Origin of the sequence: Rickettsia endosymbiont of Nabis limbatus, assembly GCF_965196655.1 — a bacterium.
Classification (GTDB): domain Bacteria; phylum Pseudomonadota; class Alphaproteobacteria; order Rickettsiales; family Rickettsiaceae; genus Rickettsia.
Genome location: NZ_OZ239771.1, coordinates 1,613,057 through 1,633,922 on the forward strand (window position 1 = coordinate 1,613,057; position 20,866 = coordinate 1,633,922).

The window sequence follows — 20,866 nt, forward strand, 5'->3', positions numbered from 1 at the left end:
ATCAAATTTTAAATAATATTAGATAACGGGTTACTTAGGTTCTATGCATTTTTAAAAAATGCATAGAATTTAGAATTTGTGTAAATTCTAGATAGGTTATATGAAAATAAAGAAGAAAGATAATTACATTATTTCACAACATTTAGAGCGATGTTTAGTACCTCCTAATTTTTTAACGTTATTATCTTGTTCTTGATGCAAATTTCCATGATGAGGTGGTGTTGTATAGTAATTAACCATTTTTTCTAGATTTTTGGAATCTTGCTGTGTTTGTTGTACAAAAGCTTTGTTTTCTTCAGGTTTATAAGTTTTTTGGAATTCTGCAAATAGTTCAGCTGCAGTTTTTTTTCCTTTAGACATAATTTTCTCCTTTTTTAGTTTTGTGATTGATTATTTTATAGACGAATGAATTATATTTCCCGACCTATTTTTTTTTGATTATTAATTTGTGGTTGTACATTTTGCGATATAGTTTTTTTAGGTTCTGAATTAGTTAAAGAATCTTTTATTTTATCGCACTGGTGTTGAGTTTTTACATTTTGACGTATTTGTTTATCATTTTCATCCAGCTCTTTATTATTTGTTATTGCATCATGCTGATTGTGAAGTAAAATATGCTTTTGCTTTAATTGTTCATGTTTATCAGGACTTCTAGTATGTTCCGTTTTTTCTATAGCATCTTTAAATTGTTTTATGTGCATGTGATCTTTTTCATGCGATGATTTTAATTTATCAAAATCATTTTTTATATTTTGCCTTATGTCTTGAGCTTTTTCTAATAAGATCTTATTTGCTGCTAGCTTGTCATGATTAGTTTTTAGTTTATTTATTTGCTCTGGGGTTAAATTTTGTTTATTTATTTGCGATAAGCTGTTAATTTCTTTTTCTAGCTCTTCCTTTTCTTGCTTAGCTGTTTCAAATACTTCATTTACTCTTTTCTCTTGTTCTTTAAGTGCTGCAAATTTTTGTTTACGCTCTTCAATTTCCTGATGAGTTATTATATTTTTATCTACAGCTTTTTCATCAATTGTTATCTCCCCTTTAGAATCTTTTTTTACCATTTCTTCTATTGGGGTATATAATTGTTTATACTCTTTTAGATTTTCCTTAAATTTATCGTGTTTAGTATTGAGATCTCTAATTTGCTCTGTTACTTTTGCTTTATATTGTTGTATTTCTTCTTGTTGTAATTGCTGTTGTAACTTTTCTAAGTCTTTTGCGTAAATTTCAGAATTAGATTGTATTTCAGAAGTCTCTTGTTTTTTTATGATAGTTTTTTGAATTTCATCAATTATCTTATTAAGATAACTATTATCGGATTTTAATGATTGTATTTGACTTGCTAATCTACTTAACTCCGCAGGATTGTTAGTAGCACTTACTTGAGAAAGAATAGACTTAATCTCATTAGAAATTTGAGGATCAGCCACTTGTTTTTCGCTTATATTTTTTTTATTATTCACAATAACCTTTTATATCTATTGCTATCATTGTGGAAAACGTTAACAAATAGTAAAATTTAAGTCAAGTATTTAATGATACTCCTCGCAGCAGAGCTACGAGGTATCTATCCAAAAAGTTTTAACCGCATAGCGAAAATCTAGGGAGCTTGCTCCCTAGATGGATAGCGTTATAATATAAGCGTTGGCATATTATAATTTAGTAGAATGGAATTGAGGCGTAATAGTCATCATGTTTTTAGAATAATGTATCACTTTGTGTGGATACCAAAATATCGTCATAAAGTGTTTATTGAACCTTATAGAGAAAGCTTAAGGTTAATAATAAAGAAGATTGGTTACGATTATAATATAGAAATAGTGGAGTTAGAGATACCTACTGATCATATTCATATGGTAGTAAAATCTGAGCCAAAAGTTTCTCCGTCGTATATTATGCAAATAATAAAAAGCATATCTGCAAGAAATTTTTTCAAGCTTTATCCAAAAATAAAGCGTAAATATTTTTGGGGTGGTAAACTTTGGACGCAAAGTTTTTTTGTAGAAACTGTAGGTAACGTTAATGATGAGGTAATTCGTGAATATGTACGAAATCAAATAAACGCAATGGATAAAATTGAAAAAGAAACAAAGCAGTTTAACCTGTTTTGAAACTCGGTCGCTTGCGGCCGAGTTCTTCATCTGTTTTTGTTGAAATGCTTTATAAGAAGGTTTGCCTGAACCTTGATTTTTTACATAATTACGTAATTTCCGCTCATCACCATGTTTACATACTGTGCTCATAAAATATCCTTTACTCCAAAACTCACTTCCCCATAATGGGACTGTTGCGAGATGAGAGGGTAGCAGGTATAATAAAAAAATAAAAAATATGTTTATATGTCAGAGTATCAAATGCTAATGGTAAGTTTAGATGAGTTAGTAAATGCGGATCATCAATATCGTAAATTCAAAAGTTTATTCAAATTCAAAGCAGTTGAAGCTGAGTTATTAGCATTAGAATGCGAAGCTAATTATAAAGGATATGGTATAGAGAGGCTGTTTAAATGTTTGCTGCTACAATTTATGGAAGACTTATCTGATCGGGAATTAGAACGTTATTTAGCTGATAGCACAGCGGCGAAATGGTTTTGTAATTTTGCTCTTACAGAAAAGACACCTGATTATAGTGTATTTAGTAAAATACGTAAAAAAATAGGTACTAATTTACTATCAAAAATATTTACAAAATTCCGCGATCAACTACGAGTACAAGGCTATATGGGTGAAGTATTTACCTTTGTAGATGCTTCTCATTTAATCTCAAAAGCTAATCTCTGGGAGGAACGTGATAAACTAAGAGCACAAAAATATGATAAATTGAATAATGAGACTTTGCCTAAGGTTGCAAAGGATAAACAAGCCAAAATTGGCTGTAAGGGAGGGAATAAATTTTGGTATGGTTATAAAAAACATGTGAGTGTTGATATTCAATCAGGCATGATCAATAAGGTTGCAGTTACCCCTGCAAATGTTACCGATAGCAAAGGTTTTAAGCATGTTATGCCAAGTTCTGGTGCTACATATGTTGATAAAGGTTATTGTACAATCTCTACCAAGAATGCAGCAGCTAAAAAGGGAGTCCATCTTTGTGCAATAAAGAAAAATAATATGAAAGATAAGAATTTTGACCTTGATAAATATTATACGAAAATCAGAGCACCTTTCGAGATGGTATTTTCAAAAGATAATAAGCGGGTTAGATATATAGGAATTGCCAAAAATCAATTCTCCGAATTTATGAATGCCATATGTTTTAATTTAAAACGATTAGTGGTTTTAACAACTTTAATGGCTTAAAGAAATTTATTAATAAAAATTCTAACTCTGTAAACAAATCTCTATTAAATTACTACACTATTGAATAACATTTATCTCTATATTAAACAGAATTTCTTTTTTAAAATATTTATTACCTCCTTTCCTCTTATTTTACTATCAAAAATTATCTTTCAACGACCCCATAATTTTTCTTTAAGATTTGGATATTTCTTAAACATTTCCTTAGATGTAATACTTTTTATGATTTGAGTTATTTTTGTTGGGCTATACATTGGTATTGACTGTAGTAAAAAATGTACATGATCTTTATCTACTCCTATTTCCAAAAATCTAATTTCATAACGAGCCTCTATGTCCTCACAAATTTTACATAAATAATCGTCTAGTTCCTCATTGAATATTACTCTTCTATACTTTGCCGGTGTTACTAAATGATATATTAGTACTGTGACATTATCACTTTTATGTATATAACTGCTTTCTTCCATGCATCTAGTATATCACGAAGCAGAGCTTCGGGGAATTAAACCCTAAGAGATTAACAAAAATTAACTTTGTATTGTGAGCCACTGGTTTAATAACTCATCAAGCTTATTTTTATCATTAACTAGTTGAGTGCTGACTTGATTATATTTTTGCGGGTTTGCAAGGTATAGATTACTATCCTCAAGTTGCTTTTCTAAAGCTTTAATTGAAACTTCTAATTTTTCAATTTCATTTGGTAATGTTTCAAGCAAACGTTGATATTTGTAAGATAGCTTTTTATTTTGTGGTTCTTTAGGACTAGAAATAGGAGTTATAGGCTTTGAGATTTTTTTAGTTATAGGGCTTGCAGTAAAATATTGTTTATAATCTTCATATCCGCCAGTTAAATCGTGAATTTTACTTTGAGCAAAAACTAAGGTTCGTGTAACTAATCTATCTAAGAAATCACGATCATGACTAACTACTATTAAAGTGCCGGAATAATCTGCAAGTATGTCTAGTAGAATCTCTAAACTATCCATATCTAAATCATTAGTTGGTTCATCTAGGATAAGCAAATTACCAGGATTAATTAAAATTTTTGCAAGTAATAGCCTGTTAGCCTCACCTCCTGATAGAATAGCAGTTTTAGCATTTAGTAGCTTAGGGTCGAACATGAATTGCTTCAGATAGCCAGCAACATGCATAGTTTCATCATTAGGCAAAAATACCTGATCCCCGCCAGTAGGACATAAAGTTTGTTGCAAAGTGTGATTATAGTTTAGTTTTTCTCGATGTTGATCAAAATATGAAATATCTAAATTACCACCATATATAATTTTGCCGATTTCAGGAGTAAGTTGCTTGGTTAGTAGCTTGATAAAAGTAGATTTTCCTGAGCCATTCGCTCCAATTATGCCGATCTTTTCGCCTTTTTTAACCCGAAAGCTAAAATTATCGATAATTTTAGTATTTTTATAGCTAAAACTAACATTATCAGCTTCGATAATAAACTTACTTTTGGCTATATTTTCTTCAAGTTCTGCTTGTACTCTTTGTTTTGAACGAGCTAGCTTTGCCGCATGTTCTCTTGCTATTTCCCTTAGGGTTTTTAGCTGAGCAAGCCTTTTCTGGTTACGCTTACGTCTAGCTGTGACACCTGCGTTTAACCATTCATTTTCTTGAGCTAATTTTTTATTTAATTTGCGAAGAGCTGCTTCTTCTTGCTCTATAATAATATTTTGCCATTCGTCAAAATATTTGAATCCTTTATCGGATTTGCGTAAATGTCCACGATCAAGCCACCAAATTTTATTAGTCACATTTGATAGGAAAGTTCTATCGTGACTAACGCAAATAATCGCACCATTATATGATTTAACGTATCCTTCCAGCCATTCAATTGTTTCAATATCTAAATGGTTAGTCGGCTCATCAAGCAATAATATTTCTGGTTCTAATATTAAGGCTTTAGCAAGGCTGGCTCTTCTAAGCTGTCCGCCTGAGTAGGTAGATAGGTTATCTGTGCCGTTGATTTGTAGCTTTTCTAGTATTATATCTATTTCATTTTTATTGTTTTGATCTAAAATGAAATCATAGATATTAGAATTAAGTTTGATCGCAATGTCTTGTTTTAAATATCCGGTTGTGATTGCAGGGTCTTTAAATAGTTCCCCGTTATCTAACTCATAATCTTCCGATATTACTTTCATTAGGCTTGATTTACCACAGCCATTACGACCTATCAAACAAATCTTATCGCCTTTATATAAATAAAGCTCTAAATCAGATAAGATTATTTTATCGGCAAAACTTAAATTACCGTCTTTGATATAATAGATTGGAGTCATAGGACTATGTCATGCCGTGGCTTATACGGCATCTAGTAAATAAATATAATAAGCGTAGGTTGTTTTTTTGGATTCTCGTTAATGTTATTGCATGCTCATATGTCATTCTTAGCTAAAAGCAGGAATCCAGAAAAATAAACATAAAAGCAGCAAGTTTTTAAAGTTAAAAGCTTAGGTTATCTCGCTTTATACTAGATTCCTGCTTTTAGCTAAGAATGACATATAGGACATTTTTTAATCCACGCAGGCAATGCCTTGCGGGAATAATATATAGGGCATTTTTTGAGCCATATAACAGTACCTACTTAAAATCAAATCTTCTTGATTATTAAACTAGTGTTAGTGCCTCCAAATCCGAAAGAATTGGAAAGCACATAGTTTATTTTAGCTTCTTTAGCTTTAAGTGCAACTAAGTCTAACTTAACTTCGTCCATTGGATTTTCTAAATTTAGGGTAGGTGGTGCAATCTGATCTCTAATTGCAAGCGTACCAAAGATAAATTCAACACTTCCAGCAGCACCAAGTAAATGCCCTATTGAAGATTTAGTAGAAGACATTAAAACTTGAGGGTTAGTTTCTAAAAATAATCTCTGAACTGCATTTAATTCGATTGCATCGCCTATATCAGTAGAAGTACCGTGTGCGTTAATATAGTTAATCGCATCAGGGGCTATACCAGCATCTTGCAGTGCTTCATGCATTGCTCGATAAGCTCCTCTTCCCTCAGGATGCGGAGCTGTCATATGATACGCATCACCAGTAGAGCCGTATCCTACGACTTCGCCATAAATTTTAGCACCACGACGCACAGCATGTTCATATTCTTCTAAGACTACAACGCCAGCTCCTTCTCCCATAACAAAACCACCTCGATTCTTATCCCAAGGTCTCGATGCTTTTTCAGGTTCATCATTATATTTAGTACATAAGGCTCTTGCTGCTACAAAGCCTGCAACTCCAACAGGAGTTACCGGTGCTTCTGCTCCGCCTGCAACCATAAAATCAGTATAGCCATGCTTTATCATACGCATAGCATCGCCTATAGCATGTGCTCCTGTAGAGCAAGCTGTTACTGCAGCTTGATTTGGACCGCTAAAACCGTATTTTATTGAAACAAGACCTGATAAAAGATTAATTAAGGAAGCTGGAATAAAGAACGGGCTAACTTTACCGTTATTTTCTTGATGAAGCTTTACTGAAGTATCTTCAATCATTTTAAGACCGCCGATTCCTGAACCCAGTATTAAACCAGTTCTATCACGTGATTTTTGATCTTCTGGTAACCATCCACTATCTTCAATTGCTTCAGTTGCAGCTGCAACACCATAATGGATAAATTTATCCATTTTACTCAATCTATTTACATCTTCAGCTTTCGTAAAATTTTCAAGTTTGAAGCCATTTTCTTCAGAATGGTTTAATAGTCCTGCAATTTTGCATGCAAGTTTGGAAGTGTCAAATGCTGTAATAGTTTTTATACCGCTTACTCCTTGGACTATATTATCCCAAGATGACTTAACGTTAAGCCCAACTGGGGTAATTAGTCCAAGACCAGTAATAACTACTCTTTTATTCATGGTTTGATTCAACATCCTTAATTATTTTACTAAGTCTTAATTTAATACAGATTAAGATTTATGTTCTTTTATATAGTTAACAACATCTGCTACTTTTTTTATCTTAGTTGCTTCTTCATCAGGAACATCAACACCAAATTCTTTCTCTATTTCCATCATTATTTCTACTGTAGATAGGCTATCTACTCCTAAATCTTCTGCAAATCGCGAGTCCTCGCTGATTTCTTCAATTTTTTTCCCTTGATTATCAGCAATAATTTTGATAACTTTCTGCTCGATATTATCCACTTTACTCATAATTTTGAACTCCATAAATCATTTTTATTAGTTTGTATATTTATAAACATAAGTTTAATATTTTAAAATATTATGAATACTTATTATTCATAGCTATTTTAGCTTTAAAAGAACTTCTAGCACAAAAAATTGTTTTATGCCAGCATAAAATTTTATACCATTAACATTCCGCCATTTACATGTAGGGTTTGACCAGTAATATATGACGATTGATTGCTTGCTAAAAATGCAACCGCATTTGCTATATCTTCAGGCATACCATATGTTCCTTTTGGGATTTTTCGTGTTATAGCTTCTTTTTGTTCCTCATTTAACTTATCAGTCATATCAGATTTAATAAAACCTGGAGCGACTGCATTAACTGTAATTCCTCTGGTTGCAACTTCATAAGCAAGTGATTTTGTCATACCGATTAAACCTGCTTTAGAAGCACAGTAATTCGCTTGCCCAGGGTTACCTGAAACTCCTACTATTGAAGCTATGTTAATGATGCGTCCGTATCTATTAGTCATCATCTTTTTTATTGCTTCACGATTTAAAATGAAATTTGCTTTTAAATTAATATCAATAACTTGGTCAAAATCTTCATTTTTCATTCTTATTGCTAGCGTATCTTTGGTAATACCGGCATTACAGACTAAAATATCTAATTTTTCTATTTGAGCTATTAAATTGCCCCATTCTTCAGTATTTGTAAGATTACAGACTTTAATTGTGTAATTATCTTTTAAATCATTGCCGAGAGCTTTTAATTTTTCCTCATTACTCCCGCTTATAATTACATGGCTTCCAAGCTTATGAAGCTGCCTTGCAATAGCACCTCCTATACCTCCTGAAGCTCCGGTAATTAATGCTGTTTGACCGCTTAAATCAATCATTTACTTCCTCCTCTTGTTCAAAATTTATATTATTGACTTTAGATGATTTTTCTCGTACAAGCTTCTCAATTTCATTAGAGATTTGTGGATTATCTTTCAAATATTGTTTAACATTTTCACGTCCTTGACCGATACGTACGCTATTATAAGAAAACCAAGAACCAGATTTTTCTATTATGTCAAGCTTTACTCCAAGATCGATTATTTCACCTTCTTTTGAAATACCTAAGCCATACATTATATCAAAATCTGCTGTTTTAAATGGAGGTGATACTTTGTTTTTTACTACTTTTACTTTGGTTTGGCTGCCTATTACTTCTTCTTTATCCTTAATAGAACCTATTCTTCTAATATCTATTCTAACTGAAGCATAGAATTTTAAAGCATTACCGCCGGTTGTAGTCTCAGGACTGCCAAACATTACACCGATTTTCATTCTAATTTGATTGATGAAAACAGTAATACAATTAGTACGATTAATTGAAGCAGTAAGTTTACGTAAAGCCTGACTCATTAATCTTGCTTGAGAAGCCATTTGTGCATCGCCCATTTCGCCTTCAATCTCTGATTTTGGTACTAAAGCAGCAACACTATCTATTATTATCATATCAATACCGCCGGAGCGAATTAAAGTATCGGCAATTTCTAAAGCTTGTTCTCCTGTATCAGGCTGAGATATGATAAGCTCATCAATATTGACCCCAAGCTTTTTAGCATAAGCTGGATCTAAGGCATGCTCAGCATCAATAAATGCACATGTTCCGCCTTTTTTCTGTGCTTCAGCAATTAAATGTAATGTAAGAGTAGTTTTACCTGAGCTTTCAGGACCAAATATTTCTATTATTCTGCCTTTAGGAACTCCGCCAATTCCAAGAGCTATGTCAAGTCCAAGCGAACCGGTTGACACAGCTTCTATATCAACATTAGGACGCTGACCAAGTTTCATAACCGAGCCTTTACCATAGCTTTTTTCAATTTGTGCGAGAGCTGCAGCAACAGCTTTTTCTTTATCTATATTTGACATAAGCTTCCATACTTAACTAATTCGTAATTAAATTAAAATATAGGCTTAATTCTAAAAAATCAAATTTTATTTTTTAAAGTTAATATAAAACTTTTGGTGTTGAAATTTTTATTAGAAGTAGCAATATATAATATATAGAAAAGCCCATGAATGAAATAATAACAAATACTAATGAGTTAATAAATGATATTAGCGTTCTTATTAATAATGCTAAAGTTAGAATTGCCATTAAAGCTAATACCGAAATGACAATGTTATATACCTTTGATATTTCAATATTTGTTAAGCCAAATTTCAGGATTCTCCTTTGCTCACGTACTATTTGTACGCTCCGCAGGCTCACCGCTTATTTGACTTCCAAATCTTAAAATATCTGCGGTATACTGGCATAGAGATCCTTAAAAGTATAAGAGCGGAATACGGGCAGGAGGTTATTAAGACTTTAGCTAAAGGTCTTTCTTCCTTATATAGGCAAGGCTTTTCTCGTATAGCTCTAATTCTCATGAATCAATTTTATCAATCTTTTAAAGAGCAACAAATTAGTGCGACACTGTTGCACCAATTAAGTTGGAGTCATATAATAGAGTTATTACCTCCAAAAGAACATAATCAAAGAGAATTTTATGCGTATATGTCTATACAAGAAAATTGGAATGTTAGAAAGTTACGTAGTAATATTGATAAAATGTTATATGAAAGAACGAAGTTATCTAATAGATCTGAAGAACAAGTAATATCATTATTTAAAACAGATTCTAGGTTAGAGCCTAATTTAATTCTTAAAGATCCGTATATACTTGATGAACTTAAAAAATTGGCTACGTCGTCTTGATAAATTCTGCGGTGCTCAAGTATTAAGTAACTGCTGCCGCTCCTCGTTTTGAGGACTTCTTACTCTTTTCCAAATTAAACTTTGTCTACTGACTTTTCGTTTATTAGCAGTATATTCATGTTGCACAATATTAGACAGAATTAACGCCTATAGAGATTTTACAGAAAAAAATCGGAGAAATAGTATTACAGACAAAAAGAATTTATGAAAATAGACCTATTGCAAATGTTCACGAATAAAGATAATTTGTATATCTTTGATACTTCAAGATTTGGTAAGCCTAAATTTTAGGAATTGCCTGTAGTGATGAATAGTGCCAGACAGTTTTTATTCTATGTCATTCCTGCTAAAGACCTGCTTGCGTGGATCAGTTTTTCCGTCATTGTGAGGAAATTACGAAGTAATTGTACGTACGCAATCTAGTTAAAAAATGCTAACTTATAGTATTTTTTATTATTTTGTCTGGATTGCCACGGTCCTTGCAGTCGCTCGCAATGACGAATTGGTATCCACGCAACAATGCTTACTGTGGTGGCTTTGTTGCTTAGATCGAAAAGCACCATCAGTGTCATCTAGTTGCTTGGAAACTAGATCTAGAAAACAATAAAAAATACTAGTTTTATTAGTATTTTTTACTGAATCCTGTGAATAAATCACGGTATGACAGGGAAAAATGATCTACGTTGGCAATGCCTTTACGCAAAAAGTAACATATGAATCATGCAATGAAATTAATCAATTTGTAAGGTATAATGAAGATAAACTTATGCTGACTCAGCTAAAGGCTCTGTTGTAGATTCTTCGGTTTTTTGTTCACGTAAATAGTCTTGTACTTCTGATTCTGATCTTGCAACAATAACTGTAACATCTGTACTAAGTTCAGCATGCAATCTTACTTCAACCTTGTAAACCCCTATAGATTTGATTTGAGTATCAAGAATTATATTTAAATGAGAAATAGGGTAAGATACAGCTTGAGATAATTTTTCGGCTATTTCTTTATTATTTACTGAACCAAATAATTTACCATCATCTGATGTTTGACGAACAAAAATTAATTTTTGATCTTTAATAAGATCATTAATTTTTGTTATTTCTTCTTTTATTTGTGTATCTTTTTCTTCTAATTCATGCTTCTGCTTAACAATTAACTCTTTATTAAGTTTAGTAGCTCTAATAGCTAATTTTTGTGGTAAAAGATAATTACGACCAAATCCGTCGGCTACTTTATGTATTTCCCCTATCTTACCTAATTTTCTTACCGGTTTAATTAAAATAACTTCCATGGTATTATACGTCCTTTACTTAGCTTGAAATACAAAAGGTAACAATGCTAAAATTCTTGCAATTTTAATAGCATTATTTAGCTTTCTTTGTTTTTTTGCACAAACATTTGTGATTCTACTTGGTAGCATTCTACCGCCTTCGGAAACAAATTTTATCAAAAGTTCTGGATTTTTATAATCAATAACCGGTGCATTAGGCACAGAAAGAGGACAACCTTTACGTCTTCTAAAGAACACTTTTTTAGAAGCTCTTTCCATTGGTTTTCGAGTTGTTGTTTCACTAGTATTGTTTTTCGACATTATTTACCTTAATTCCTGCAAATTTAGATTTGATTATTTTAATTAGCCGTTACATCAATTACTGGAGTATTTTCTGTATTTTGATTTTTTAATATCGGTGAAGGCTCATTACTAATTGAATCTACTTTTTGTATAAGAAATCTTATGATATTTTCATTAAGTTTCATTTTTCTCTCTAGCTCTTGCTTTACAGCTGGAGTAGTATCAAGACCTAAAAGGTAATAATATCCTTTTTTGTGATTGCCGATTTTATAAGCTAAAGCTCTTAACCCCCAGTATTCTTTTTTTACAATAGCACCGTTATTATCTTTAATGATTTTACTAAAATCATCAACTATTTTATCTATATCATTTAATGATACGTCTTGACGCACAATAAAAACTGACTCATAAAAACTCATAATTATAAGAATCCCATACAAAAACTTTAAAATAAAGCTATTTATAGCAACTGAAACTATTAAATTCAAGTATTATTTTTAAAAAATTATTATTTCTTTGTTTTTTTTTAAAAAAGTTTGCTATAACCCCTAGTAAATCTGAAGATTATTAACAATAATTTTCAATTATTTACTAAATATTAACAGAGGTTAATTTAGTTTTAGACAAACTATTATAGCAAAAAGCAATGAGGTTCAGACATTAAATTTGCGAGCAAGATTGTGGAGCGTATATTAAATACGTGAGCACAATCAAGACTCGCTAAATTTGATGTATCAAACTTATTGCTTGAAGCTATACGTCTAGCTTAACTTAGCACTTATTTGATTCCTAACTTTTGAAATATCTGCGATATACATTAAAAATTAATGATACTCCTCGCAGCAGAGCTACGAGGTATCTATCCAAAAAGTTTTAACTGTTTTTGTTGAAATGCTTTATAAGAAGGTTTGCCTGAACCTTGATTTTTTACATAATTAACGCGAGTTTCGAATTAATATAGCATAGGATTTAGCATATCAAGAGAGATGTAATAGAAGGTTTATTATCAGACATTTGATAATTTATCAGTGCTGCAACCATATGCACAAAGGCATTTGTAACTGATCTATGCCTTGAATGCTCAAACTTCCCCAATAGTTTAATTTTACTAAACACAGATTCTATTAATGCTCTTTTAAGCAATAATATTTTATCCAACATAGACATAAGTTTATTTTTCATATTTTTCTTTACCCTAGTTACCATAAAAATTCCTTGCTCTAAAAGTTGTTGAAATAATTGTTGTGAAATATAACCACGATCTCCGAATACTTTACCAAAAAGATTTTTGATCATCAGTTCCAGCTGTTTTCTATCATCCTTATTGCCAGGGCTAAAAGATGCTTTAACTATACCACCGGCTCTATTAAGGGACTGTTGCGAGATGAGAGGGTAGCAGGTATAATAAAAAAATAAAAAATATGTTTATATGTCAGAGTATCAAATGCTAATGGTAAGTTTAGATGAGTTAGTAAATGCGGATCATCAATATCGTAAATTCAAAAGTTTATTCAAATTCAAAGCAGTTGAAGCTGAGTTATTAGCATTAGAATGCGAAGCTAATTATAAAGGATATGGTATAGAGAGGCTGTTTAAATGTTTGCTGCTACAATTTATGGAAGACTTATCTGATCGGGAATTAGAACGTTATTTAGCTGATAGCACAGCGGCGAAATGGTTTTGTAATTTTGCTCTTACAGAAAAGACACCTGATTATAGTGTATTTAGTAAAATACGTAAAAAAATAGGTACTAATTTACTATCAAAAATATTTACAAAATTCCGCGATCAACTACGAGTACAAGGCTATATGGGTGAAGTATTTACCTTTGTAGATGCTTCTCATTTAATCTCAAAAGCTAATCTCTGGGAGGAACGTGATAAACTAAGAGCACAAAAATATGATAATTTGTAGATGCTTCTCATTTAATCTCAAAAGCTAATCTCTGGGAGGAACGTGATAAACTAAGAGCACAAAAATATGATAAATTGAATAATGAGACTTTGCCTAAGGTTGCAAAGGATAAACAAGCCAAAATTGGCTGTAAGGGAGGGAATAAATTTTGGTATGGTTATAAAAAACATGTGAGTGTTGATATTCAATCAGGCATGATCAATAAGGTTGCAGTTACCCCTGCAAATGTTACCGATAGCAAAGGTTTTAAGCATGTTATGCCAAGTTCTGGTGCTACATATGTTGATAAAGGTTATTGTACAATCTCTACCAAGAATGCAGCAGCTAAAAAGGGAGTCCATCTTTGTGCAATAAAGAAAAATAATATGAAAGATAAGAATTTTGACCTTGATAAATATTATACGAAAATCAGAGCACCTTTCGAGATGGTATTTTCAAAAGATAATAAGCGGGTTAGATATATAGGAATTGCCAAAAATCAATTCTCCGAATTTATGAATGCCATATGTTTTAATTTAAAACGATTAGTGGTTTTAACAACTTTAATGGCTTAAAGAAATTTATTAATAAAAATTCTAACTCTGTAAACAAATCTCTATTAAATTACTACACTATTGAATAACATTTATCTCTATATTAAACAGAATTTCTTTTTTAAAATATTTATTACCTCCTTTCCTCTTATTTTACTATCAAAAATTATCTTTCAACGACCCCATTAATTATTAGATGTAGTTTAAGTCCATAGAACCAACCTTTTGTTGTCTTACTGCGTGCTGCTATGCCGGCGAACACTTTATTCATTGAAATACGGTCAGGAGTTTCGCACTTAGGAAAATTGCATATCAGTTAGAAGCCATCTAATGTTATTCTGAATTGATGTTTTTATAACTTCCCAAGTTTGTTGATATAAAGTAATTTTTTCATTTATCCTCCTTTTGTTCATATCAAGCCATGCCAATACAGCAAGGCAAATATGATTTCTTTGAGCTCGACCCGTGCGTGCCTGACAGCTTTCAATACCACAAGTTTGTTTTAATTCTCGATGATAAACTTCTATAGACCAACGTGCCTTAACAATTTTCTCTATTTGCTCACGTGTAGGGTTTTCTAAATTAGTTGTTATGTAATCAATGCGACCATTTTTTGCCACAAACTTAAATACCGTTACCCAACCGTATCCACGTAGATGAATTTTTAGCCCTTCATCGGGAATCTCCAAAGTGTCCAAGCTAACATTACGATTAACTTTTCTATTTCTTCTTAGGTTAGTAACCCATATCCAACCTAAATTACGTATATGTTTTAAATTATCCAAACCACTATACCAAGCATCCATGACTATGGCATCAGGATTGATACCTCTTTCTTTAGCTAAAGTAAGCATATCACAAAAATGCTCGTTCTTTGTTTTGCCATCAGTTTCTTTATCATATATTCTATAATCTACAGGAGTAGATTGATCAATTTGAGTATTGTAATGCAGTAAGTTTACCATTCCTATACCAGGTATAACATCATGTACAGCCCCAGAATATTGATACTTTACAAGCTCGATCCTCTTACTGTATTGCTTTGACAATAAGGTGTCATCTCCTACTAATAAACAAGGCTCCTCTAGATCAAGATATTTTGACACTTTGCTATAGATTTCGCTAGGGCGAAAATCTTTACTCTTTAACCATCGACTTGCACTATCGTGCGATAGATCTACTGGGCTTACTTCAGATAATGCTTTGCCAGTATATCTTACACTACTTGCTTGTAAAAACGATTGATATAAATCTTTGCTACATTTTGATCTTGTCATTTTTATCTAAAACTATTTTTCTCTAGATTACCATATTCTTTGCTAAGAGCCTATCTTGAAAGACGAATATGCTCATTAAATAGTACTGCAACATATTACTTTAGCACTGTTTGATGTATCAAAAAATTTACAATTTTTAGCAAAATTACTGCTTTTTTATACAAATTGTAAACTGCTTGCTATGAATTAGTGTATTGTTTTTGTTCTCAATACACTTTCAAGACAGGCTCTAAGTGCGAAACTCCTGACGGTATCTCTTACATACCTCTATACTACTTGAATCTACAAAAGAAAGGCCATCACACTGATCCAAAATAGAATTGAATATCAGTACTAATAGTGGTAAATGTGGACCTATTATTTTTATAAATTGACTATAGCTTACTAATTGAAAATCTCTTTGATGATAAATCCATATTTGCTTCAGATAATAATTCTTAAAACAATCATAAGATGACTGCCAGTAGCCTATTATAATTGTTATTACCTCACTTCTGTTAAGTCGACTTTTAGGACCAGATTTGTTGTTATGGTTAGTAATTGAATTTGTATGCTTGTCTAATTCTTGAAAAAAATCATCGACGTAACAAAATATTTCTGTAAAATCCATTATCATAGGTTATTGCTCTTAAAGTTTTTTCAATAACCTATAAACTTTTTTCTTATACTATAAATACCATATTTTAATTAGCAATTTGTATTTTGTACTCACTTTATAACAAAAACAGTATTATCAATATCCCCGTAACCCACTGTTTATCAGCTATACAGCGACTTTTTGAATACGAAACTCGCGTTAAACATTTCCTTAGATGTAATACTTTTTATGATTTGAGTTATTTTTGTTGGGCTATACATTAGTATTGACTGTAGTAAAAAATGTACATGTTCTTTATCTACTCCTATTTCCAAAAATCTAATTTCATAACGAGCTTCTATGTCCTCACAAATTTTACATAAATAATCGTCTAGTTCCTCTTTGAATATTACTCTTCTATACTTTGCCGGTGTTACTAAATGATATATTAGTACTGTGACATTATCACTTTTATGTATATAACTGCTTTCTTCCATGCATCTAGTATATCACGAAGCAGACCTTCGGGGAATTAAACCCTAAGAGATTAAAATTTTTAACCGCTCGAATCATATAAAAAAATTAAAAAAATAAATAAAATAATGCTTAGGTTGATAGTTTTATTAGGTGAAATTAAGGTATGAGATTCTGTAATTGAATAGAATTTGAAAAATTGGCACAAAGTTAGTTAAGAATATGCCAACTCTTCATTCATTAGCAGCATAAACCGCTAGTAAATGAAGAAAGTTGTTAGATTATAATGAAAATAAAGCAATTAATTAGAAACTTTTATTGCATTTAATTTATTATATAGTTTGTAAATAGACTGTTCAGCGTCGTTAATTTTTCTATTAACTACTTTCAATAATTTTTTTGAAGGCTCTTCAGTTATTTGTTCAGCAGAGCTTATCTGTTCTGCTAAATTTTTAAGAGACTCTTGTATTTCTATAAAAGATCTTCTAAATTGTTTTTTAATCGTAGTAGATGATTCTTCAAGCTCTTTTATTTTTAAACATAAATTTTCTAAAAGCTGCTCTACCTTAGCTTGCATTAAATTTAATTTTTGCTTCTCTTTTTCACTGAGGTAACTTAATGTTTCTTGCATTTTTGCTTGAATTCTTACCTTTGTAGTACGGTCAAGTTCTGAAGCAAGTCCAATTTTACTCATCAAGAATATTATCCATTTGTGAACATCAAAATGATACCATTTTGCACCATTACGATAGTCTGAAGGGAAAGCATGATGATAGTTATGCCAGTTTTCCCCAAGTAAAAATAAAGCCATCCACCAAATATCTCCAGCAGTTCCTTTGTAATACTTTTTACTACCGACAAAATGACATAAAGAATTTACACAAAAAGTTGCTTGTTGTTGCAGAAATCTACCAAGCCCCATGAATAAAAATCCCATATATGCCGAATGTATAGTACCGCCGACTAGATAGCCTATAATTAATGGTACAGCTATATTCATAAAAGCTGCTATCTGCCAATAATATCTTAGCTGCCACTTTAACAAATTATTTTTACCAAGTTTAACCCAAGTAATACGATCGATAGATTTATAGCTTCCTTGTCCTACTAACATCCAACCTATATGAGACCAAATAAAACCTAAAACTCTATTTTCAAATTTTAAAGGACTATGCGGATCTTGATCTGTATCTGTTTTAGCATGGTGCTTATAGTGATTCGAAGCCCAAGACAACGCAGGTCCTTGCAAAGTTCCAGCAGATAGCACAACTAAAACGAACTCAGCATATTTATTTATTTTATAAGAATGATGAGACCATAATCTATGCAATCCAATTCCAACTGTAATATTATTAACATAATAACTGCTAACCAGAAAAATAATTTCAGTCCAACCTATTCCATAACTGGATACGTATTTAACTAAAAGCGATATTAGGATAACAGGATAAATTATTAGTGCAAAAAATGCAGGCTTATTTATTTTACTTAGCATAAAGTTTAACCGATTTTTAATTTGTAACAATGAACCTCAGGAGTTTCGCACTTAGGAAAATTGCATATCAGTTAGAAGCCATCTAATGTTATTCTGAATTGATGTTTTTATAACTTCCCAAGTTTGTTGATATAAAGTAATTTTTTCATTTATCCTCCTTTTGTTCATATCAAGCCATGCCAATACAGCAAGGCAAATATGATTTCTTTGAGCTCGACCCGTGCGTGCCTGACAGCTTTCAATACCACAAGTTTGTTTTAATTCTCGATGATAAACTTCTATAGACCAACGTGCCTTAACAATTTTCTCTATTTGCTCACGTGTAGGGTTTTCTAAATTAGTTGTTATGTAATCAATGCGACCATTTTTTGCCACAAACTTAAATACCGTTACCCAACCGTATCCACGTAGATGAATTTTTAGCCCTTCATCGGGAATCTCCAAAGTGTCCAAGCTAACATTACGATTAACTTTTCTATTTCTTCTTAGGTTAGTAACCCATATCCAACCTAAATTACGTATATGTTTTAAATTATCCAAACCACTATACCAAGCATCCATGACTATGGCATCAGGATTGATACCTCTTTCTTTAGCTAAAGTAAGCATATCACAAAAATGCTCGTTCTTTGTTTTGCCATCAGTTTCTTTATCATATATTCTATAATCTACAGGAGTAGATTGATCAATTTGAGTATTGTAATGCAGTAAGTTTACCATTCCTATACCAGGTATAACATCATGTACAGCCCCAGAATATTGATACTTTACAAGCTCGATCCTCTTACTGTATTGCTTTGACAATAAGGTGTCATCTCCTACTAATAAACAAGGCTCCTCTAGATCAAGATATTTTGACACTTTGCTATAGATTTCGCTAGGGCGAAAATCTTTACTCTTTAACCATCGACTTGCACTATCGTGCGATAGATCTACTGGGCTTACTTCAGATAATGCTTTGCCAGTATATCTTACACTACTTGCTTGTAAAAACGATTGATATAAATCTTTGCTACATTTTGATCTTGTCATTTTTATCTAAAACTATTTTTCTCTAGATTACCATATTCTTTGCTAAGAGCCTATCTTGAAAGACGAATATGCTCATTAAATAGTACTGCAACATATTACTTTAGCACTGTTTGATGTATCAAAAAATTTACAATTTTTAGCAAAATTACTGCTTTTTTATACAAATTGTAAACTGCTTGCTATGAATTAGTGTATTGTTTTTGTTCTCAATACACTTTCAAGACAGGCTCTAAGTGCGAAACTCCTGAACCTAACTAGCATCGATAAGAAATATTAATACAATTAATATGTAAATACAAAGAAATTTTTAATTGTTATTATTAAATATCTGATTCTACTATATCTTTATTAAGTGAATAACCAATAAAACGAACTGTTTTAATAATTGGGCTATCTTTTCCTAAAGCATCTCTAATTCTATTTATATGTACATCAATCAGACGCTGGTTAAAACTTTCGTCATCTTCCCATAAATATTGCATTATTTCTCGGCGTGAATATACACTATTAGGCGACTGAAGAAAAAGTCGCAGAATTTTAAATTCTGTAGGACCTAAACGAATAGTTTCTTTGCCCTTATAAACCCTTTCGGCATTTAAATCAATGCTTATATTTTTAAATTTGATAATATTATCCTGTAAAATTGTTTTAGAGCGTCTTAACAAGTTTTTCAGAAAATGTATTATCTGATCAGATAAGAGAGGTTTGTAAAAAAATGATATCAAATCATCGATCTCCATTAAATTTAACTGCTTAGTTGAGGACAGAAAAATTATCGGTGTATTAGAAAGCTTATCAATTTTCCTAATATTAGATACAGTAACCATAGGATTTTCCTGTAGTTCTGCATTAGTAATTATAATAGCAAGTGGTTCATTGAAGAAATAATCAAAACTTACGCTATGTTTGGTTCTAAATATCGTAAAGATGGAGAATGAAGCTGTTGTTGCATATAGTCATCTAAAAGCCCTAACTTTATTTGGTAGACCGTTTTACCTATTTTATTTGCAGTTCTTTTGAGAAAAGCCCAAACTAGAAATGCACAACTAATGTGATTATGTTGGATACGCTGTTTTCTGCATTGGCAACGTTCTATACCAGTCAGTTGCTTAATTTCTCTATGCATGCTCTCAATTACCCATCGCAAGCCAAACTCATCTTGTGCAGCTTTAGAAGATTTTTGAGTTTTGTTATTGGTAACAACATAATCAACTCTGTTGGTAGAAACAGTAAATTTAAACAAATTAACATGCTTATTTTTGGCAAATCCTTTTATATGAATCTCCATTCCATTCTTAATTTCTTCATCTGAAAACGTCAACTTGCTAACAGCTTTATAAGGCTCGTAATCACACGTTTTACTAACATTTCTATTGGCTTTAATAGGGGCATAATAATATTTGCCCAAGGAGTCAACATGTTGCATAATTTTGTGTGTAGCATACCATGTGTCAAAAAGTACAGTTTGAAAAGGAATCTTTTTACTATAAACAGCATTATTGAACATCTTTAGTAGGTGATCTAGTTTCGTCGCTCCATCATGATCAGGTGAAAAAATGCGATAATCTATTACCCAAAACTTATCAATATCGGGGTTATAATATACAAGACTCACTACTCCTATACCGGTAGTAACTCCACCTGTAGCTCCACTATACTGCGATCTAGCAACCTCTATTTTCTTTGTGTTCCTTTTGTTTAACACCGTATCATCAAATATTGTATATCCGTTAGATGAAAAGATAACATCATTCTTAATGTGTTCCCATAACAAAGAAGGAGTCAGGAGTT

At 31.7% G+C, this 20,866-nt stretch carries 21 protein-coding genes and 4 pseudogenes; 5 read left to right on the forward strand and 20 right to left on the reverse strand.

Annotation, left to right across the window (positions count from 1 at the left end):
* Window positions 1–123: 123 nt before the first annotated feature.
* On the reverse strand, window positions 124–360 hold the full coding sequence (locus tag ACOAL3_RS09365; RefSeq protein WP_395477034.1) for a hypothetical protein: 237 nt from the start codon (window positions 358–360) through the stop codon (window positions 124–126).
* A 50-nt stretch (window positions 361–410) separates the two neighbouring features.
* Window positions 411–1,463, reverse strand: a complete 1,053-nt coding sequence (locus tag ACOAL3_RS09370; protein ID WP_419234908.1) for an AAA family ATPase — start codon at window positions 1,461–1,463, stop codon at window positions 411–413.
* 243 nt (window positions 1,464–1,706) lie between these two features.
* Between ACOAL3_RS09370 and tnpA (ACOAL3_RS09375) the strand changes: the two genes are divergently transcribed.
* Both tnpA (ACOAL3_RS09375) and ACOAL3_RS09380 read left to right on the forward strand, forming a co-directional pair.
* Window positions 1,707–2,111, forward strand: coding sequence for an IS200/IS605 family transposase (gene tnpA, locus ACOAL3_RS09375; protein WP_419234538.1), 405 nt, complete (start codon window positions 1,707–1,709; stop codon window positions 2,109–2,111).
* A gap of 228 nt (window positions 2,112–2,339) precedes the next feature.
* Window positions 2,340–3,299 carry a transposase gene (locus tag ACOAL3_RS09380; RefSeq protein ID WP_419234543.1) on the forward strand — a complete coding sequence of 320 codons (960 nt, stop codon included), beginning with the start codon at window positions 2,340–2,342 and terminating at the stop codon, window positions 3,297–3,299.
* Window positions 3,300–3,457: 158 nt separating this feature from the next.
* Here the strand turns inward: ACOAL3_RS09380 and tnpA (ACOAL3_RS09385) are convergent.
* The 6 genes and pseudogenes from tnpA (ACOAL3_RS09385) to recA form a co-directional block, all read right to left on the reverse strand.
* Window positions 3,458–3,769: pseudogene (gene tnpA / locus ACOAL3_RS09385) on the reverse strand (IS200/IS605 family transposase); the annotation flags it as partial.
* A 60-nt stretch (window positions 3,770–3,829) separates the two neighbouring features.
* Window positions 3,830–5,596: an ABC-F family ATP-binding cassette domain-containing protein gene (locus ACOAL3_RS09390; RefSeq protein ID WP_419234909.1), complete on the reverse strand. Its 1,767-nt coding sequence runs from the start codon at window positions 5,594–5,596 to the stop codon at window positions 3,830–3,832.
* Between the two features lie 311 nt (window positions 5,597–5,907).
* Complete coding sequence (gene fabF, locus ACOAL3_RS09395) at window positions 5,908–7,188, reverse strand: beta-ketoacyl-ACP synthase II (RefSeq protein ID WP_419234910.1); 1,281 nt, start codon at window positions 7,186–7,188, stop codon at window positions 5,908–5,910.
* A gap of 36 nt (window positions 7,189–7,224) precedes the next feature.
* A complete protein-coding gene (gene acpP, locus ACOAL3_RS09400) occupies window positions 7,225–7,485 on the reverse strand; it encodes an acyl carrier protein (RefSeq protein ID WP_395477040.1) in 261 nt (86 codons plus the stop codon).
* Window positions 7,486–7,622: 137 nt separating this feature from the next.
* A complete protein-coding gene (fabG, locus tag ACOAL3_RS09405; protein WP_395477041.1) occupies window positions 7,623–8,348 on the reverse strand; it encodes a 3-oxoacyl-ACP reductase FabG in 726 nt (241 codons plus the stop codon).
* Window positions 8,341–9,372: a recombinase RecA gene (gene recA / locus ACOAL3_RS09410; protein WP_419234911.1), complete on the reverse strand. Its 1,032-nt coding sequence runs from the start codon at window positions 9,370–9,372 to the stop codon at window positions 8,341–8,343. Before recA ends, fabG begins: the two co-directional genes overlap by 8 nt.
* Before the next feature lie 322 nt (window positions 9,373–9,694).
* Here recA and ACOAL3_RS09415 point away from each other — a divergent pair, with 322 nt between their 5' ends.
* Window positions 9,695–10,204 (forward strand): DUF1016 N-terminal domain-containing protein, encoded by a 510-nt coding sequence (locus tag ACOAL3_RS09415; RefSeq protein WP_419235641.1) that lies wholly within the window; start codon window positions 9,695–9,697, stop codon window positions 10,202–10,204.
* Window positions 10,205–10,968: 764 nt separating this feature from the next.
* Here the strand turns inward: ACOAL3_RS09415 and rplI are convergent.
* From rplI to ACOAL3_RS09435, 4 genes and pseudogenes are all read right to left on the reverse strand, one after another.
* Complete coding sequence (gene rplI / locus ACOAL3_RS09420; RefSeq protein ID WP_419234912.1) at window positions 10,969–11,490, reverse strand: 50S ribosomal protein L9; 522 nt, start codon at window positions 11,488–11,490, stop codon at window positions 10,969–10,971.
* Between the two features lie 15 nt (window positions 11,491–11,505).
* A complete protein-coding gene (gene rpsR, locus ACOAL3_RS09425; protein ID WP_341788698.1) occupies window positions 11,506–11,790 on the reverse strand; it encodes a 30S ribosomal protein S18 in 285 nt (94 codons plus the stop codon).
* 38 nt (window positions 11,791–11,828) lie between these two features.
* Window positions 11,829–12,191, reverse strand: coding sequence for a 30S ribosomal protein S6 (gene rpsF, locus ACOAL3_RS09430; RefSeq protein ID WP_419234913.1), 363 nt, complete (start codon window positions 12,189–12,191; stop codon window positions 11,829–11,831).
* Between the two features lie 550 nt (window positions 12,192–12,741).
* Window positions 12,742–13,143, reverse strand: a pseudogene (locus tag ACOAL3_RS09435) (transposase); the annotation flags it as partial.
* Window positions 13,144–13,201: 58 nt separating this feature from the next.
* On the opposite strand from ACOAL3_RS09435, the gene ACOAL3_RS09440 reads away from it, so the two are divergent.
* Together ACOAL3_RS09440 and ACOAL3_RS09445 are read left to right on the forward strand one after the other, a co-directional pair.
* Window positions 13,202–13,687: a transposase gene (locus ACOAL3_RS09440; protein WP_419234524.1), complete on the forward strand. Its 486-nt coding sequence runs from the start codon at window positions 13,202–13,204 to the stop codon at window positions 13,685–13,687.
* A gap of 74 nt (window positions 13,688–13,761) precedes the next feature.
* Window positions 13,762–14,241, forward strand: a complete 480-nt coding sequence (locus ACOAL3_RS09445) for a transposase (protein WP_419234525.1) — start codon at window positions 13,762–13,764, stop codon at window positions 14,239–14,241.
* Between the two features lie 163 nt (window positions 14,242–14,404).
* On the opposite strand, the pseudogene ACOAL3_RS09450 reads toward ACOAL3_RS09445, so the two are convergent.
* The 8 genes and pseudogenes from ACOAL3_RS09450 to ACOAL3_RS09485 all read right to left on the reverse strand — a co-directional run.
* Window positions 14,405–14,500 (reverse strand): annotated as a pseudogene (locus tag ACOAL3_RS09450) (transposase); the annotation flags it as partial.
* 16 nt (window positions 14,501–14,516) lie between these two features.
* Complete coding sequence (locus tag ACOAL3_RS09455; protein ID WP_419234551.1) at window positions 14,517–15,497, reverse strand: IS701 family transposase; 981 nt, start codon at window positions 15,495–15,497, stop codon at window positions 14,517–14,519.
* A gap of 229 nt (window positions 15,498–15,726) precedes the next feature.
* Window positions 15,727–16,107, reverse strand: a complete 381-nt coding sequence (locus ACOAL3_RS09460; RefSeq protein ID WP_419234914.1) for a hypothetical protein — start codon at window positions 16,105–16,107, stop codon at window positions 15,727–15,729.
* Window positions 16,108–16,256: 149 nt separating this feature from the next.
* The gene (gene tnpA, locus ACOAL3_RS09465) at window positions 16,257–16,571 is read right to left on the reverse strand and encodes an IS200/IS605 family transposase (protein WP_419234915.1); all 315 of its coding nucleotides are present in this window, start codon (window positions 16,569–16,571) and stop codon (window positions 16,257–16,259) included.
* A 278-nt stretch (window positions 16,572–16,849) separates the two neighbouring features.
* Complete coding sequence (locus tag ACOAL3_RS09470; protein ID WP_419234916.1) at window positions 16,850–18,043, reverse strand: fatty acid desaturase; 1,194 nt, start codon at window positions 18,041–18,043, stop codon at window positions 16,850–16,852.
* A gap of 51 nt (window positions 18,044–18,094) precedes the next feature.
* Entirely contained in the window at window positions 18,095–19,075 is a 981-nt protein-coding gene (locus ACOAL3_RS09475; RefSeq protein ID WP_419234551.1) for an IS701 family transposase, read from the reverse strand.
* Window positions 19,076–19,395: 320 nt separating this feature from the next.
* Entirely contained in the window at window positions 19,396–19,902 is a 507-nt protein-coding gene (locus ACOAL3_RS09480) for a winged helix-turn-helix domain-containing protein (protein ID WP_419234917.1), read from the reverse strand.
* A 68-nt stretch (window positions 19,903–19,970) separates the two neighbouring features.
* Window positions 19,971–20,861, reverse strand: a pseudogene (locus ACOAL3_RS09485) (IS701 family transposase); the annotation flags it as partial.
* Window positions 20,862–20,866 lie beyond the last annotated feature (5 nt).

What these genes read in the sequence shown, in the direction of transcription:
- ACOAL3_RS09365 (WP_395477034.1), bottom strand. Translation starts at nt 360, where the DNA reads ATGTCTAAAGGAAAAAAAACTGCAGCTGAACTATTTGCAGAATTCCAA.
- tnpA (WP_419234538.1), top strand. Translation starts at nt 1,707, where the DNA reads ATGTATCACTTTGTGTGGATACCAAAATATCGTCATAAAGTGTTTATT.
- ACOAL3_RS09380 (WP_419234543.1), top strand. Translation starts at nt 2,340, where the DNA reads ATGTCAGAGTATCAAATGCTAATGGTAAGTTTAGATGAGTTAGTAAAT.
- ACOAL3_RS09390 (WP_419234909.1), bottom strand. Translation starts at nt 5,596, where the DNA reads ATGACTCCAATCTATTATATCAAAGACGGTAATTTAAGTTTTGCCGAT.
- fabF (WP_419234910.1), bottom strand. Translation starts at nt 7,188, where the DNA reads ATGTTGAATCAAACCATGAATAAAAGAGTAGTTATTACTGGTCTTGGA.
- acpP (WP_395477040.1), bottom strand. Translation starts at nt 7,485, where the DNA reads ATGGAGTTCAAAATTATGAGTAAAGTGGATAATATCGAGCAGAAAGTT.
- fabG (WP_395477041.1), bottom strand. Translation starts at nt 8,348, where the DNA reads ATGATTGATTTAAGCGGTCAAACAGCATTAATTACCGGAGCTTCAGGA.
- recA (WP_419234911.1), bottom strand. Translation starts at nt 9,372, where the DNA reads ATGTCAAATATAGATAAAGAAAAAGCTGTTGCTGCAGCTCTCGCACAA.
- rplI (WP_419234912.1), bottom strand. Translation starts at nt 11,490, where the DNA reads ATGGAAGTTATTTTAATTAAACCGGTAAGAAAATTAGGTAAGATAGGG.
- rpsR (WP_341788698.1), bottom strand. Translation starts at nt 11,790, where the DNA reads ATGTCGAAAAACAATACTAGTGAAACAACAACTCGAAAACCAATGGAA.
- rpsF (WP_419234913.1), bottom strand. Translation starts at nt 12,191, where the DNA reads ATGAGTTTTTATGAGTCAGTTTTTATTGTGCGTCAAGACGTATCATTA.
- ACOAL3_RS09440 (WP_419234524.1), top strand. Translation starts at nt 13,202, where the DNA reads ATGTCAGAGTATCAAATGCTAATGGTAAGTTTAGATGAGTTAGTAAAT.
- ACOAL3_RS09455 (WP_419234551.1), bottom strand. Translation starts at nt 15,497, where the DNA reads ATGACAAGATCAAAATGTAGCAAAGATTTATATCAATCGTTTTTACAA.
- ACOAL3_RS09460 (WP_419234914.1), bottom strand. Translation starts at nt 16,107, where the DNA reads ATGGATTTTACAGAAATATTTTGTTACGTCGATGATTTTTTTCAAGAA.
- tnpA (WP_419234915.1), bottom strand. Translation starts at nt 16,571, where the DNA reads ATGGAAGAAAGCAGTTATATACATAAAAGTGATAATGTCACAGTACTA.
- ACOAL3_RS09470 (WP_419234916.1), bottom strand. Translation starts at nt 18,043, where the DNA reads ATGCTAAGTAAAATAAATAAGCCTGCATTTTTTGCACTAATAATTTAT.
- ACOAL3_RS09475 (WP_419234551.1), bottom strand. Translation starts at nt 19,075, where the DNA reads ATGACAAGATCAAAATGTAGCAAAGATTTATATCAATCGTTTTTACAA.
- ACOAL3_RS09480 (WP_419234917.1), bottom strand. Translation starts at nt 19,902, where the DNA reads ATGGTTACTGTATCTAATATTAGGAAAATTGATAAGCTTTCTAATACA.